The 15,453-nt window shown below is 53.8% G+C and carries 16 protein-coding genes; 8 read left to right on the top strand and 8 right to left on the bottom strand.

Annotated elements, in window-relative coordinates:
* Positions 1-18: 18 nt before the first annotated feature.
* Both PCI15_RS07365 and PCI15_RS07360 read right to left on the bottom strand, forming a co-directional pair.
* Complete coding sequence (locus tag PCI15_RS07365) at positions 19-540, bottom strand: RNA methyltransferase (protein WP_271273689.1); 522 nt, start codon at positions 538-540, stop codon at positions 19-21.
* 39 nt (positions 541-579) lie between these two features.
* Positions 580-1,170 carry a TetR/AcrR family transcriptional regulator gene (locus PCI15_RS07360; protein WP_271273688.1) on the bottom strand — a complete coding sequence of 197 codons (591 nt, stop codon included), beginning with the start codon at positions 1,168-1,170 and terminating at the stop codon, positions 580-582.
* A 116-nt stretch (positions 1,171-1,286) separates the two neighbouring features.
* Here PCI15_RS07360 and PCI15_RS07355 point away from each other — a divergent pair, with 116 nt between their 5' ends.
* The 3 genes from PCI15_RS07355 to PCI15_RS07345 all read left to right on the top strand — a co-directional run bounded on the left by PCI15_RS07355 (position 1,287) and on the right by PCI15_RS07345 (position 4,935).
* Entirely contained in the window at positions 1,287-2,462 is a 1,176-nt protein-coding gene (locus PCI15_RS07355; RefSeq protein ID WP_271273687.1) for a TauD/TfdA family dioxygenase, read from the top strand.
* Between the two features lie 177 nt (positions 2,463-2,639).
* Positions 2,640-3,536: a LysR family transcriptional regulator gene (locus PCI15_RS07350; protein ID WP_271273686.1), complete on the top strand. Its 897-nt coding sequence runs from the start codon at positions 2,640-2,642 to the stop codon at positions 3,534-3,536.
* Between the two features lie 535 nt (positions 3,537-4,071).
* Positions 4,072-4,935: an aminotransferase class IV gene (locus PCI15_RS07345; RefSeq protein ID WP_271273685.1), complete on the top strand. Its 864-nt coding sequence runs from the start codon at positions 4,072-4,074 to the stop codon at positions 4,933-4,935.
* Between the two features lie 88 nt (positions 4,936-5,023).
* Here PCI15_RS07345 and PCI15_RS07340 read toward each other — a convergent pair whose 3' ends face one another.
* The 3 genes from PCI15_RS07340 to PCI15_RS07330 form a co-directional block, all read right to left on the bottom strand.
* Positions 5,024-6,982 carry a RecQ family ATP-dependent DNA helicase gene (locus PCI15_RS07340; RefSeq protein ID WP_271273684.1) on the bottom strand — a complete coding sequence of 653 codons (1,959 nt, stop codon included), beginning with the start codon at positions 6,980-6,982 and terminating at the stop codon, positions 5,024-5,026.
* A gap of 87 nt (positions 6,983-7,069) precedes the next feature.
* Positions 7,070-8,038, bottom strand: coding sequence for a glutathione S-transferase family protein (locus PCI15_RS07335; protein ID WP_271273683.1), 969 nt, complete (start codon positions 8,036-8,038; stop codon positions 7,070-7,072).
* A gap of 145 nt (positions 8,039-8,183) precedes the next feature.
* Entirely contained in the window at positions 8,184-9,125 is a 942-nt protein-coding gene (locus PCI15_RS07330) for a LysR family transcriptional regulator (RefSeq protein ID WP_271273682.1), read from the bottom strand.
* Between the two features lie 115 nt (positions 9,126-9,240).
* On the opposite strand from PCI15_RS07330, the gene PCI15_RS07325 reads away from it, so the two are divergent.
* The 3 genes from PCI15_RS07325 to PCI15_RS07315 all read left to right on the top strand — a co-directional run bounded on the left by PCI15_RS07325 (position 9,241) and on the right by PCI15_RS07315 (position 11,455).
* Positions 9,241-10,083 carry a pirin family protein gene (locus PCI15_RS07325; protein ID WP_271273681.1) on the top strand — a complete coding sequence of 281 codons (843 nt, stop codon included), beginning with the start codon at positions 9,241-9,243 and terminating at the stop codon, positions 10,081-10,083.
* An 82-nt stretch (positions 10,084-10,165) separates the two neighbouring features.
* Positions 10,166-10,822 (top strand): LysE family translocator, encoded by a 657-nt coding sequence (locus PCI15_RS07320; RefSeq protein ID WP_336296734.1) that lies wholly within the window; start codon positions 10,166-10,168, stop codon positions 10,820-10,822.
* Positions 10,823-11,116: 294 nt separating this feature from the next.
* Positions 11,117-11,455, top strand: coding sequence for a hypothetical protein (locus PCI15_RS07315; protein ID WP_271273680.1), 339 nt, complete (start codon positions 11,117-11,119; stop codon positions 11,453-11,455).
* Positions 11,456-11,512: 57 nt separating this feature from the next.
* On the opposite strand, the gene PCI15_RS07310 is transcribed toward PCI15_RS07315, so the two are convergent.
* Together PCI15_RS07310 and PCI15_RS07305 are read right to left on the bottom strand one after the other, a co-directional pair.
* Positions 11,513-11,965, bottom strand: a complete 453-nt coding sequence (locus tag PCI15_RS07310; protein WP_271273679.1) for a DUF6714 family protein — start codon at positions 11,963-11,965, stop codon at positions 11,513-11,515.
* A gap of 67 nt (positions 11,966-12,032) precedes the next feature.
* Positions 12,033-12,545: a MarR family winged helix-turn-helix transcriptional regulator gene (locus tag PCI15_RS07305; protein ID WP_271273678.1), complete on the bottom strand. Its 513-nt coding sequence runs from the start codon at positions 12,543-12,545 to the stop codon at positions 12,033-12,035.
* A gap of 149 nt (positions 12,546-12,694) precedes the next feature.
* Here PCI15_RS07305 and PCI15_RS07300 point away from each other — a divergent pair, with 149 nt between their 5' ends.
* The gene (locus tag PCI15_RS07300; RefSeq protein ID WP_271273677.1) at positions 12,695-13,627 is read left to right on the top strand and encodes an EamA family transporter; all 933 of its coding nucleotides are present in this window, start codon (positions 12,695-12,697) and stop codon (positions 13,625-13,627) included.
* A gap of 59 nt (positions 13,628-13,686) precedes the next feature.
* Entirely contained in the window at positions 13,687-14,334 is a 648-nt protein-coding gene (locus PCI15_RS07295) for a nitroreductase family protein (RefSeq protein WP_271273676.1), read from the top strand.
* Positions 14,335-14,390: 56 nt separating this feature from the next.
* On the opposite strand, the gene PCI15_RS07290 is transcribed toward PCI15_RS07295, so the two are convergent.
* On the bottom strand, positions 14,391-15,155 hold the full coding sequence (locus PCI15_RS07290; protein ID WP_271273675.1) for a hypothetical protein: 765 nt from the start codon (positions 15,153-15,155) through the stop codon (positions 14,391-14,393).
* Positions 15,156-15,453 lie beyond the last annotated feature (298 nt).

Genomic DNA, 15,453 nt, shown 5'->3' with positions numbered 1-15,453 from the left:
CACAACCGCTGCGCGGTATCAGCCGGCCTGAAAGCTCACACTGTTATTGCGGTCGCGGCTACTGCGAATCAGCGCATCACCGGCTTGTGCCGCACCAAGCTTGGCCTGCCGGTCATAGAGTACGACATTAACAGTGGCCGCCAGATTCAGGCAACCGACAGTAGGAATATAAACCGCGGCATCCGCCCGGTCTACGACCGCCTGGCTCAGGCTGCCATCTTCCGGACCAAATATATAGAAGGCTTTTACCGGATGTTCAAACTCTGCCAGCGAAGTGGCACCTTCCACCAGATCGATACACACCAGCTGCGTATCGTCGTCCAGCTCCGGTAATACGTCCAGTAAGCAGTCGACACCCGTCAGGGGGATTCGCTGGCTGGCGGATTTAGTATCGGTATGAAACTGGGCAGCGCGGTCATAACGGCTGCCGGTGTAATACACCCCGTCGGCTTCAAAACAACCGGCAGCACGCATCACAGCGCCCACGTTTGTTGGGGATTTAGGATTCGTCAGGCCGATACGGGCAGAGGCTTTTTTCATTGTTTAACAACACTCACAACGGGTGCCCTGATTCCAGAGCTAAGGCATTAACCCCGACTGACGCAGATAGTCACTGAGTAATTTATGTAAGCGCAGTGCCGACCAGTCGTCCGGGGCGATCAGGGTACGAATCATCAGACCATTAATCTGCGCCGTCAAGGCCTCAGCAACATCCAGTGGCGGTTCAGTCAGTTCCAGCCCGTGCTGCTGGCAGTGAATGGCCAGTTGCTGCTGTACCAGTTCAATCCAGCGATTGTGCACACCGATCTGATGTTCCGCCAAACGGGGTTCGGTCAGCGAACGCCCCCAGAAGATCAGCCAGGCAGATACCATGCCCCGCCCTTCAGCATCACTGGGCAACACCTGCAGTAAAACCCGGTCGAACTGATAAGGCTGCTGTTCAGCCTGCACCAGCATACGCTCAACACTGCTGGTATAGGCGTATTCCAGCGCGGCAATCAGCACCGCTTCCTTGTCTTCAAAATAATGGCGGATTGCCCCGGTGGTGACCCCTGCTTCCTTACCGATATCAGTCAGTTTGGTTGCTTCCAGTCCCCGGTGGGCAATGACTTTGCTGGCCGCTCTGGCAATGGCGTCACGGCGTTGTTGATGATCGACTATTTTAGGCATTGACAGACTATACAGCACTCTTTTACATTACGGTGATAATATAAAAATAATAACGACGCGGCTTTTCTAAAAACGCCACCGACTAAACGCCAAAAAAACAACTTCGGAATACAGTCATGCTTAACACCTCTGCTGAAACGCATCTTCACATGCCAGGCAGCGCTGCTGTTCAACTGCAGCAAAATGGTTTAACCGTTAACATTCAGGGCGCACAGGCCTACTTTAACTATTACTGGCTGCGGGATAACTGTAAGACATCCTGGGACAAAGAAACCCAGGAACGTACCTTCGACATTCTGGCCGAGCCGGATAACCTGCAGCCACTCACCGCCGCCGTTGAAGCTGACGCGCTGCAGGTACAGTGGCCGTGCGGTCATCAGAGCCGCTACGCACTGCAATGGCTGGCAAACTGGCATCAGGGACAGGGCCACGGTGACATAGCTATCCGTGCCCGCCGTTCCTGGTACGCCGAACACTATCCGAATATGGCCCGCTTCAGTCAGCCTGAACTCATGAGCAACCCGGCTAAAGTTGCCGACTGGCTGGAAGCCATGCTGGACGAAGGCGTTGCCCTGATCACCGACATGCCCGACAGCAATCAGGGGCTGCAGGAAACCTGCGAACTGATCGGCACCGTGCGGCCGTCATTCTCCGGCTACCATTTCGACGTTAAGTCGAAGAAGAATCCGGAAAACCTCGCCTACACCAGTAAAGCGCTGGAACTGCACACCGACCTGCCGCCGGAAGAACTGGCCCCGGGGATTCAGTTCCTTCACTGCCGGGTAAATAATGCCGAAGGGGGCGACAGCCTGTTTGTGGACGCCACCAGCGTTGCCAACGCCCTGCGTGAGCAGTACCCGGAATACTTTGAACTGCTGTCTACCGTCAGCGTGCCGTTCCGTTACACCACGGACCATCAGGACGTTCGAGCCCGGCAGACCATTATCGAAATCGATCCAAACAACGGCGAAGTCAGCGGCATTAACTACAGCCAGCACCTGAGCGATGTATTCGATCTGCCACAGGCCACTCTGGATACCTTCTACCCGGCTTTCCGTGCCTTCGGCCACATGCTGCAGGACGAACGTTACCTGATGCGCTTCCGCCTCAATGCCGGCGAATGCATCGTCTTCGATAACCACCGCATCGCCCACGGCCGTGCCGAATTTGAAGCCGGCAGCGGTGAACGTCACCTGCGTGGCTGCTACGTGGACCGCGGCGAACTGCGCAGCGCTTACAGAGTGCTACGCAAGCAGCATCCGGTGGCTGAATTCACCATTACCACGGACTGATCCCCGGATCAGCAAATACAAAAAAGGCAGCGCGGGCTGCCTTTTTCAGTTCTCTACAGTCAGTTGTGCTGCCCTTCCACACTCCACTAAAATCAGCATCCGTTACAGACAGATCAGCTTCTAACAACCTGATGATAATGGCATACTCCAATCATCAGTCTGATTCACTGGATAATCATGCGCATACGCAATCTGAACACCTTCGTTAAAATTGCCCGGCTTGGCAGCTTCCATGCGGCGGCTCAGCATCTGCACGCCACTCAGCCAGCGATCTCGGCACGGATTACCGCGTTGGAAAACGAACTGGGTGCGCAACTGTTTATCCGTGACAAAAGCGGCACCCGGCTCAGTCCGAGAGGCGTTCAGCTACTGCCCTATGCAGAAAAGCTGATCGCCATCAGCCAGGAAATGAAACAGCAGATTCGTGAAGACGCACCGGAAAAAGGCAGCCTGCGTATCGGCATTGCCGACACCCTGGCACACCTGTGGCTGTCACCGCTGCTGCGGCACTGGCAGGCTCAGTATCCGCTGATGTCATTCGAGCTGATCAGTGATGTATCCCCCACGCTGGTCAAACAGCTCACCAACTGCCAACTGGATCTGGCCCTCATGGTGTCGGATCAGAACGACATTCCCGAGCTGGTCAGCGAACCCTTATGCAGCTATCCGCAGTGCTGGGTTGCGGCACCCGGATTAATCAGTGACGCCAGCATCCGTTCCGTTGCTGATCTGGTGAACTATCCGGTACTCAGCTTCCCCCGGGAAACCCGCCCATGGGGTTATCTGCAACAACTGTTTCAGCCCTTTTATGAAGATGCACCGGTATTCCACACCTGTAGCTCAGTGGCCAGCCTGCTGACCATGGTGGCACAGGGTATCGGCGTGGCGCTGATGCCCGAACCGATTGTCCGCCAGTTACTGGACGACAAACAGCTGGTGGAGCTGAACATTGATCAGGCGGCACCGGCACTGAGTTTTAACTGCAGCTGGCGGTTAGACGACGATCGCATCCTGCCACAGCTACTTGCCAACAGTAGCCGGGAGATCATGACGGATACCATTCAGACGGCCTGACGCCCGACAGTAATCCGGCGGATTTTCAACAGGCGTTTTATCTAAACTTGTTAAATAAGCAGAATATAATTCTAAAAAACATCTGCTGGCAGCATTATATTCTGAAGTATTTTTGCCTATTGAAAGATATCCATTTTTCAAACACACTGCTGCGCACTCAAAAAGTATGATGGCAGTTCTGCCTTCGGAATACGGCCACAAGCCAAACCGGAGTACTGCCCCGATCTGTAGCTGTTCATTTCCCGTCGTCTCGCGACCGTATATGTCTACAGTATCATTTAGGAGGCGTCAGTGTCTGACGCAACCTGTTAAGGCCGCAATTGCACAGTGATCCCGGATTGCCGTCAGGCAGTGAGGAGTCCCGGACCGCGTAATGCTTGAGCAATTTAGCTGGTTGATAGCTAGCTGGTACTTGCCTTTGCCAGGTTTATCCAGGTGTACCCCTAAAACGTGTCAGGACGTTGGCAGACCTTACCCACAGGAAGGTCGGCGGGGATACGCCCCCACAGAATTATAGTTTGAGAGGAAAGTTAACATGAGCATTGCTTACTTAAACGGTGAATACCAGCCACTGGCAGAAGCCCGCATTTCACCACTGGACCGTGGTTTCCTGTTTGGTGACGGTATCTACGAAGTTATTCCGTACTATAACGGCAAATCTGTAGGCCTGATGCCTCATCTTAACCGTATGGCTGATGGCCTGGCGGCTATCGAGATCAAGAACAGCAACACCATCGAAGGCTGGAAAGAACTGCTGGACGATCTGGTTGCACGTAACAGCGACATGGGTGAAAACCTGGGCGTTTACGTTCACATTTCCCGCGGTACTGACGTTAAGCGTTACCACCCTTACCCGGAAGGTGTTGAACCAACCGTATTCTGCTTCTGCTTCGCGATCAAAGATCCTGAGCCGGTTGACCGTACTAAAGTTACCCAGTACAGCCTGGTAAGCACCGAAGACCTGCGCTGGCAGCGTTGCCACATTAAGTCCACTGCACTGCTGGGCAACGTCATGCACTTCCAGGAAGGTTACTCTACCGGTAGCGATGAAGCACTGCTGTACAACGCGAACAACGAAGTTACTGAAGGCAGCTCCTGCAACGCTTTCATCGTTAAAGACGGCGTGATCATCACTCCGATTCAGGACAACCAGATTCTGCCGGGTATCACCCGTCGCATCATCATCGACAGCATCAAGGCTGACGGTTCCCTGAAGCTGGAAGAACGCACCATCACTATGGACGAAGTTCGCAACGCTGACGAACTGTGGATCACCAGCTCTTCTAAAGAAATCGCACCGGTTACCAAGCTGGACGGTAAGCCAGTCGGTAACGGCGAAGTTGGCGAGATCTGGGAAAAAGCATTCGCAATCTACTCTGCGTCTAAGTACGACTACTAAGCTTTACTAAACAGTTAAATGCTTTAGTAAAGACACAAAAAACCCGGCACATGCCGGGTTTTTTATTGCCTGGATTACAGCCGGTACATCAGCCTATCTGAATCTTAGCCACAATGCCCTGCACCCGCTCAGCAGTTTCGCCGTAGCGCATATCCTCACAGCTACCATAGCCCGGCAGTTGCCGTGCTTTGATCTTTGTCCACACCGGTACGCTGATGCCCGCCAGAAATCGGCACGCTAGCGGGATTGTTAAAACCTGATTCGTCTGGCTGTTTGCAGCCAGCTTACCGGCAAGCGTCTGCAGCCATTCAGCTAACTGGGTGTCTTCGGGCCAGTTCACCTGCCGTGAACGGCTCAGTGTGGCCGGCTCTCCCCGGCATACGGAGCAGTGGCCACACTGCGCGGGGGCTTGATGATCCGCAAAATACTCCGCCAACTGATGGCTCAGGCAGCGATTTTCTTCGAAGAAGCCCACCAGCGCGGCAATTCTGGCAATTTCTTTTTGTTCTTTTTCTGCAAAATACTGCTGCAGTTCATCCGCCAGTTCTGGCTGTAACAGGGCCTGTTGGTTTACGCCGAATACTTCGGTAACGCCCCGGCTCTGCAGTTCAATCAGCTGTTGCTCACTGAGGTATTCCAGCGCCTTCACCGCCCTGTCCCGGTCGCCGCCATAGCTTTGCAGTAAAGCTTGCATGTCCAGTTCACCCCAGACCCGCTTAAACTGCGTATGGGCAAACACGGCCTGCAGGAATGCCCGCCGTTCTCCGTTAAAGCGATTAAGAACTTCTTGCTGATCCTGCAGGAACTTGTATTTAAATTCGGCGAAATAGACGGATTTAGCCTGAATAACGTCGAGCAGCTCCAGCTGTACCAGCAGGGTTTTCAGGGTCAGCTGGCGGATATTGCTGCTGTTCGACAGCCCCAGTAACTGTACTTCCCAGTTGCCTTCCGGGTTTATATTGTCAGCGATATCCTGCAGCACATAGCGAATGCCTTCCGGCTCCGGGGTATCGCCATATACGAAGTTCTCAACGGTGTTGATGCCGTCCAGATTGCCCAGTGCGATACAGTTGGATGGCGCACCGTCACGGCCGGCCCGGCCGATTTCCTGACTGTAATTTTCAACGGATTTAGGCAGGTCGTAATGCACCACGCAGCGAATGTCGGACTTATCCACCCCCATGCCAAAGGCAATGGTGGCAACGACCACCTGCACCCGCCCGGCCATAAAGTCATCCTGCACTTGCTGGCGCTGTTCATCTTTAAAACCGGCATGGTAAGCAGCGGCATTCAGGCCACGGTGCTGCAAGAACTCAGCAACTTTTTCGGCGGTTTGCTGCAGGGTCACATAGACAACCGCAGCACCCGGTGACTGCTGCAGGGCTTCCAAAAGGCGGTCATGACGTTGCTGCTCCGCCACCGCCCAGACACTCAGATCCAGATTCGGCCGGTAAAAGCCGGTCTGCACGATATGTTCAGGCTGAATGGCAAACTTGGCCGCCATATCCACTTTTACCTGTTCGGTGGCGGTAGCTGTTAGCAGCAGAACCAGCGGAATATTCAGAGTTTCACGGTACACCGGCAGTTTCAGATAGTCCGGCCGGAAGTTATGCCCCCACTCAGAAATACAGTGAGCTTCATCCACCACCAGCATCGACAGAGGAATGCCAGCGATGAACTGGCGGAAACGTTCATTCTTAAACCGCTCTACAGACACCATGAGAATTTTCAGCTTGCCGCTTCGGGCATCCGCCATCACCTGCCGGTTCTCTTCGAAGCTCATGCCGGAATCAATCCGGGCCGCGGGAATGCCTTTGCTGTGCAGGAACTCCAACTGATCCTTCATCAGGGCCAGCAAGGGAGAAACAACTAAGGTGAGGTGCGGCAATTGCAGCGCACTGAGCTGATAACACAGTGATTTACCGGAACCGGTGGGGAATATTGCCAGGCTGGAATGCCCCTGCAACAGCTGATCTACCGTCTGCTGCTGCCCGGGGCGGAACTGATCAAAACCGAAATATTGCTGTAACGCTCCCTGCGTGTCCATCGTCCGTACTCCTCTTTAAACTCGTGCCCGCGGCATAAAGAGGCCAGTATACGTGATCAGTTCAGGTTGCAAAGCCGGCGGAGAAATTTATCCGCGGCCGTGGGGCTGATCAAAATCCAGCACCGGCCCCAGCGGAATAACCCGGGTCGGATTGATGCCTGTGTGGCTGTAATAGTAGTGACGTTTAATGTGCTCGAAATTGCAGGTCGCCGCCACATTACCCTGCTGATAAAGCTCCCGTACATAGCCGCTGATATTCGGGTATTCGCGCAGCTGACGCAGGTTACACTTGAAGTGGCCGTGATATACCGCATCAAAACGGATCAGCGTGGTAAACGCCCGCCAGTCCGCTTCTGTAATCCGGTCACCGGCAATATAACGCTGCTCGCTCAGTATGCTTTCCAGCCGGTCCAGTGCACTGAACAGGTCCAGCACGTTGTGTTCATAGGCCGCTTGGGTGGTCGCGAAACCAGCCCGGTAAACGCCGTTATTGATATCCCGGTAGACCCATTCATTAGCGGCTTCAATTGCGCTTTGCAGATCCTGCGGGAAGAAATCCAGTTCATTACCGGTCAGGTGATTAAAGGCCGAATTGAACATGCGGATGATTTCTGAAGATTCATTGCTGACAATGGTTTCCCGCTGCTTATCCCACAGTACAGGTACCGTTACCCGGCCGGTGTAATCCGCTTTGGCCCGGGTATAAATCTGGTGCATGTATTCTGAGCTGTACAGGGCGTCACCGTCTGAACCACTGGCTTTATCGAAGGTCCAGCCATGTTCCTGCATGTCCGGGCTGACCACGGATATGCTGATCAGATCTTCCAGCCCTTTAAGGTGCCGGAAAATCAGCGTCCGGTGTGCCCAGGGACAGGCCAGGGAAACATACAGATGATAACGGCCGCCTTCCGCCGCAAAACCGTCTCCACCGCTGATACCCGGGCTGCCATCCGGGGTAATCCAGTGACGGAATCCGGCATCTTCACGGACAAACTCACCGTCACCGGAAGTGTCGTACCATTCATCGTGCCAGTTGCCGTTTATCAGTAATCCCATCGTTTTATCCTCTGTGAATGCAGCCTGATGTAACCGTCTGCATTGTCTGAACATGTTGTGATGGAATTCATATTAGTTTGTTTTAAAAGAAACAAAATCGCGAAAATTCGCACAAACCATTCGATTAAACAGAACTTAAAGTAACTTATTCATCATGATTCACCTTTTCGAGAATCTGAGCACGCATTGGCACATCGTATTTCGGACACTGCATGACGCAGAATTCTTTCAGTAATTCCGCCAGCCGCATCACCCCCGGTCCGCTCTGTTCACCCTGTGCGTAGTACATCTGTAACGTAGCACTGCGAATCGCGCCCTTGGCCAGTGGCAGGATACGCAACTCATCACTGAGGATTAACGTGCCGACTCTTGTCATCGGTAACCAGGCAAACCCCACACCCCGCTGCACCATCGCCACCGCCGTGCTCAGATTACTCACCGTCCAGCGCTGTTCGGCCTTCAGCCAGCCGGAGTCCACCTTATCCTGCAGGGCGGAGTCACGGGTAACAATCTGCCGGTAGTTACGTAAATCATCCATACTCAGCGGCCCCATATTGCACAACTCATGGGCCGGAGAGGCAACCGCGATAAAGTCCACGCCGGTCATCGGTTCCGACAGGTATCCCGGCATCCCGGCACCGGCAATGGCCAGATCCACTGCACCTTCTTCCAGCGCTTCCCGGGCACCGGATAAAACCGTCTCATACAGCTGCACCCGGGTATTCGGATATTCGCTGGCAAACTGCTCCAGCACTTCAGTGATATACACAGCAGGCATAATCTGATCAATCGCCAGACCGATTTCCGGCTCTTCCCCGGCAGAGAGACTGCGGGCCAGATCATCAATGTGCTGGGCACTGTCCAGCAAGCCTTCCGCCCTTCGCAACAGTAAATGACCGGCATCCGTGAGGTATGCCTTACGGCCTTTGACCTGCAGCAGCTTCACTCCAAGCTGATCTTCCATTTTATGGATTGCGTGGTTAATGCTCGACTGGCTCTTATGTACCGCAGCCGCCGCATGGGCAAAGCCGCCATGATCCACCACAGCTTTAAGCATTCGCCACTGTTCAAGGGTTACCCGCATCATTCACTCCCGGCATTCGTTCTATTAAACCGAATAAATCATACAACTATTCGCGATTAACTTACGAATTTTATGAACTTATAGTAGCTAACATATACTCATAACAGGGGTTTGCCGCATGCATATTCAAATCATTAACAGCCGGCCATCCAGCGACGGTGCCGGCGTCAAACTGCAACGCATACACGGTTTTCGGGACAACAGTCTCGATCCGTTTCTGATGCTGGACGAGATCAATTCCGATAATCCGGATGACTACATTGCCGGTTTTCCGCCCCACCCCCACCGGGGTCTGGAAACCCTCACCTATATTCGCGCCGGCGGCTTTGAACATAAGGATCATATGGGCAATGAAGGGGGCATCAGCCAGGGTGAAGCCCAGTGGATGTCTGCCGGTAAAGGGGTCATTCACAGTGAAAAACCGCTGATGGAACAGGGCCACCTGCACGGTTTTCAGCTGTGGATCAACCTGCCTGCGGCTAACAAGATGCAACCGGCCGCCTGGAAGGATATTCCCCGGAGTGAACTGCCATGGCAACCGGTTCCGGCAGAGAACGGTACCGCACCGGCCAGTATCAAGGTCATCAGCGGTTCTGTGAAACTGAATTCACAAACCTTCAGTGGCCCCCTGCAGACCACCGCCCCGACCCGGGTGGCAGACCTGCAGATCAGTGCCGGCCAGAGCCTGACTCTGAACGCGGCCCGCGATGAAAACCTGCTGATCTTTGTGTACGAAGGCCAGGCGGATATTGCCGGCCAGCCGGTTAACAGCCGCCAGATGGCCAGGATCAGCGATGCAGATGATCTGCAACTGAGCACGCACGCCGGTACCGGCATGCTGGTCCTCAGCGGCAAGCCCCTGAATGAGCCGGTCGCCCATCACGGCCCTTTTGTGATGAACACCGCCGAAGAAATTCAGCAGGCCATTGCGGACTATCAAGCCGGCACCCTGACAAACTGACCTATAAAAAATCCTTGACGGGTAAAGGAATCTGGGGATTCATAAAGCGATTATCAAATCATTCAAGGATGGGTAAGCCCTTATGACCCCTGATTCTTTTTTTGTTTTCAACACTTTTCTGAGCCTGGAAGCCTGGCTGGCTTTTGTACTCGCCACCGGCATTCTGGTGATTATTCCCGGCCCGACAATCCTTACCGTCATCAGCTATTCGGTTTCCCACGGTAACCGAGCCCGCTGGCCGCTGATTGCAGCCGTCGCGCTGGGGGATTCAACTGCCCTGTTGCTGTCTCTGCTGGGCTTGGGCACCCTGCTGGCGCAATCGGCTTTCTGGTTCACGGTGGTTAAATGGATCGGTGGGCTTTATCTGCTGTATCTGGGTATCAGGCTGCTACGAGCCGGCGTTAATCCCACAGACCTGCCCACAGACGCCACCGTCTCCGGCTGGAAGCTGTTCAGCGATACCTGGCTGGTCACTGCACTTAACCCCAAAGGAATTATCTTTTTCGTCGCCTTTCTGCCCCAGTTCATTACCCCGGGTGCCGGTGCTACCACTCAGATGTGGTGGCTGGCGGTTACCTTTGTCACGCTTGCAACGCTAAACGCCTGCCTGTACTCGCTTTTTGCCGCGCAGGCCCGAAAGTTACTGAGTAACAAACGCGCCCACCGGGCATTTAATCTGGGCGGTGGTGGCCTGCTGTCGGTAGCGGGTATCTGGGCACTGACAGCCAGCCGTCAGTAATCCGCAGGGAAAAATTGCAGATTCTGATCTAGGCTATACAGGGGTTCAGATATGATCTGGCAGGGAGCCGGTGCTGAACCTTTCGTACACACAGCAAAAGGATGTTGCATATGCCCGGAACCGACCCAGGTATCGATCTCAGAGCTAACCTGACAGCTCTGCCCCCGTCTTTCGATCCGTCTCCGGTTTCAGCGGCGCAACTCACATCCACGTCTGTGATTGTCATCAAACCAATACTTGCACCGGCAGCCAGACCGACTGCCAAGCAATTTATGCGCAGCATTGGAGTATGCCATGATTATTAACAACGTAGATTTCGATTCCGTTCTGGAACGTATAATTGCCTCCGCCACACTAGAAAACGGCACCGCACAGGAAGATGTCAGGCGGGTCATTGAATACATAGGCAGAGATATGTTCAGCGACATTGCCTTCCTCAGAGAAAAGCAGCAAAGCGGCGAATATGAAGAAGATGATGCCCGTACCCTGATGGATGAGCAGAAACTTATCGCCCGGTTGCGGCTAAGAAACCTTCCCTCATTAGACATCTCACAGGCCAACCGTTTATGGACCCTGGTCGCCGATGAATTCAGCTTTGCCATCAGCAGAGCCATAGGCTGGCAGGTGCTGTAACAAGCGGTACGCCTTCCGGGAAGCCGGTAACGCGCCGGCTGCCCGGTTGCCACTGCGTCAGTTTTGCCAGTATTCCCGTAGAGCTCTCGTGATGGAGATATGGTCAAAGCTGTACGCTTGCTGTTCAAGACACCACTGCAAATACAGTACAACGGACTGCCGTTGCATGTTACTCAGAGACGCAAGTTTCGACAGCGAATACTCATCCAGCTGAATAAGGTGAAAAAGCGGATCATCAACCTTTCCCCGTATACTGCCAATGATGTAAGCCGGCAGATGAAACTTCATCCCCTCAGTATCAAAGAAAGACAGACTGCTGTGGCAACGTTGCAGGTCATCGTAATCCAGTAACTTCCAGTCTGCTCTCTGATCCCGCTCCCGGTTACTTCGGCGTACGTCTTCAGAGGCGTAATCATCGATCGCCTGAGCTTCCCAAAGGCCAGTGCCCGCACCAAGGGTTACTCCCGCGAACGCTGCAGTCACTTCTTTTTCAACGCTTTGTTTACTCATAATGGCTGTCAGCATAGTCCGGTTTTACCGCCCACGCTGAAACCGCCAGGGTTTCTGACATCATCACTTACGCGTCCAGCACCGCCAGCAAATCCACCAGCGCTTCATCCAGCGCCGCCAGCTTCTCAGCCGGTAATTGCGCCAGAATCTGTTGTTCATTGATGGTATGCGCGGTGACCGCCGCATCCACTTTGGCAAAACCTTCGTCTGTCAGTTTCACCAGCATGCTGCGGGCATCCTGAGGATTCGGTAACCGCTCCACCAGCCCGCGGGATTCCAGTTGCTTCATCCGGTGGGTCATGGTGCCGGACGTGATCATCATGGTGGAAAACAGCTCCGTAGGTGACAGGCAGCAATCCCCACCGGAACGGCGCAGAGTTGCCAGTACATCGAACTCCCAGAAATTCAGATCATACTCTTTGAATACTTTCTCCAGCTTCGGCTGCAGTAAAGCCGCGCAACGCTTTACCCGGCCGATGGTCGCCATCCCTTCCAGATTAAGGTCCGGCCGTTCAGCCCGCCACTGGGCAATGATGTTATCCACGGCATCGCCGCCCGCGTCTGAATGCTTATCCGTCATATGAATTTTCCATAACCGTCAGACAAGGCTGACATTAAACAGTAAAACCATTATCGATAAATTTATCTTGACTTCAAGACAAATCATCATAAGAATACCATTTATCTTGATATCAAGACAAATTAAATCCAACCGCTAAGGTGAACCCGATGCACAACTCAACAGCCAGACCGGCACTCTGGTGGGATATATTTCTCACAGCAATTGCCCCGGTCACCTGGGGATCGACCTACATTGTTGCCACTGAACTGCTGCCCGCCGACCGACCGCTGACAGCAGCCATGCTGCGCATTCTGCCTGCGGGTATTTTACTGGTGTGCCTGTGCCGTCATCTGCCACGCAAAGAAGAATGGTGGCGGCTGACAATACTGGCAGCACTTAATCTGGGGCTGTTTCAGGCACTGCTTTTTATTGCTGCTTACCGTCTGCCCGGCGGGGTTGCAGCGGTACTGGGGGCGATTCAGCCAATGTTTGTCATCCTGCTTTGCTGGGGGCTGGCACAGCAAAAACCGGCGCTGATCACGCTCCTTGCCAGTATCACCGGGGTTGGCGGAATGGCCGTACTGCTGCTCTCTCCCGATGCCGCCTGGGACAATATAGGTATAGCCGCTGCTCTGGCCGGTGCACTGAGCATGGCCTGCGGTACTTATCTGGCCCGTCAGTGGCGCAGCCAGATGCCACTGCTGGCATTCACCGGCTGGCAACTGCTGCTGGCAGGCCTGATGTTGCTGCCGGTCAGCTTGCTCACTGAAGCGTCTCTGCCGGCACTCAGCCCTGTGCAGATCGGCGGCTACACCTACCTCTGCCTGATTGGCGCGGTTCTGGCCTATGCGCTGTGGTTCCGGGGCATCAGCAAACTGTCTCCGGCAGCTGTTTCATCACTGGGACTGTTCAGCCCTCTTACCGCCGTGGTACTGGGCTGGACATTCCTGGGGCAAAGCATCTCTGCCACCGGAATGGCCGGTTTCATAACCGTGCTGATCAGCGTTTACCTGATGCAGAACAGACCGGCCAAAACGCCTGCGGCTGAGCCGAAGACCCGGACCATAAGCGACAATCCTTTAGCAAAAACAACTGCCTGAACACCACTGAAAATTACTGAAAGCTACTGAAAACTACTGAACATAAAAAGGACACCGACATGACTTCACAGCCACAAACATCTTTACCACAACAGGTATTTACCGGACTGATGGAAAACCGCATTTCAACCGGCCGTTATCAGCCCGGCCGGCAGTTGGAACAGCACACCATTGAAACCCTGATCCGGCTGACCGGTTTAAGCCCTTCCGCCTACAACATGCAGAACTGGCGTTTCATTGCGGTTCAGTCCCCGGAGGCGAAAGCCAGGCTCCAGGCGCAGGCCTATGGTCAGCCACAGGTTGCCAGCGCGGCGGTCACCTTTATTATCTGCGGTACACTGAATGCACATAACCAGTTACAACAGGCGCTGCAACCTTCCGTGGATGCCGGTATCGTACCGGCGAAGCTGCAGGAGAGCTGGGTAGATGCCGCCACCCAGACCCACACGGACAACCCACAGTTACAGCGGGATGAAGCCTTCCGTTCAGCCTCGCTGGCAGCCATGACGCTGATGCTGGCAGCCGAAAGCATGGGGCTGGCAGCCGGCCCTATGAGCGGGTTTGATATAGAAGGGGTAATTGCAGAATTTCAGCTTAATGCTGACGAAGTGCCGGTGATGCTGGTCACGGTGGGCTACCCGGAGGAACAGAGCAACCGGCGGCAAAAATGCCGGAAACCGGTTGCTGAAATACTCGACTATATCTGATTAAAAAAGAAGGTCTGATTAAAAAGACATCCTGAGTTAAAGCATCCCTGGAAAAATCAGGATTCAGCCAGATTGGCCGGACAGTGAGGTTTACCGATCTGTACCGGCCGGTCGGTTTCCCGCCGGTTATAATCGTAGCGGACCACTTCCCATCCCTGACTGACAGCCTGATTATATTCGCTGACCATTTTCGCCGTTATCGGTGCCAGTAAAAATGCCCGGGCGCCGCCAGTATACTGATTGCCATAGGCCAGCCCCCGGCTGTTGGCAAAAATAGACATGGTCTTCCAGCGACGCAGCAGGCTGGCATATTCCAGCCACTCATACAAACACCCCTGATTGAAAACATTGTTAACGGCTGTTTCCACATCGCTGAACCGGGCAGTTTCAGAAATAACAAACGCCAGCATTTTCAGCGTGGCCTGTTTCTGACGGCGGGATAAAGAGCCAAACCACAGCGCATTTTCAAAGCTGGCTTCGAACCGTTCCCGGCTGATAGTTAACGGCTCATTGGTATAGCGTACAATATCTTCCGGAAGGGTATGGCCGTTAATGCCGAGAATGTAGAGATTCTCTGTCAGCAGTTCCAGCTGAAAGCGCGCTTCATCCCCGTCGCACTGGCGGATAAAAGCAACATTGAATCGCTGTTTGGCGCGGTTCAGCCGTGGGCGCATTTCGTCTTCGGCAAAGGCTGAAATCTCTTCAACCGGGTAAGGCTCACTGTCACCGGCAGACAGCCAATAAGAACACTGGCCGGCAAAAACAGTCCCTGGCAGCATCAGTGGCAGCAGCAATCCCGCAAGTGCCAGCAGATATCTCATGATTAACTCCGTTTATTAGAATGTGGTATCCATCACCTCAGGTGATGGTATCGTTATCAGGCGCGGGATCATCCAGAGTTCCTCAAATATTGCACATCCGTGATCAACATCTGCCGCGACAATTCTGATAAGCGGCGCATAGTCAAACATGCCCATACCTGCGACGCAAGACTTAACCCCTATTATTCGCCGCTAAACAAGAGTTTTGCGCTACCCCCCAAAAAACACACATTAAACAGCACATTCAGCACGCTTAATCAGCCCCTATTCTGGGTAATCTCTGCTGGTATTCAGCCCT

Origin of the sequence: Aliamphritea hakodatensis, from assembly GCF_024347195.1 — a bacterium.
GTDB classification, from domain to species: Bacteria; Pseudomonadota; Gammaproteobacteria; order Pseudomonadales; family Balneatricaceae; genus Amphritea; species Amphritea hakodatensis.
This window is presented reverse-complemented; position numbering and strand designations above follow the sequence as displayed.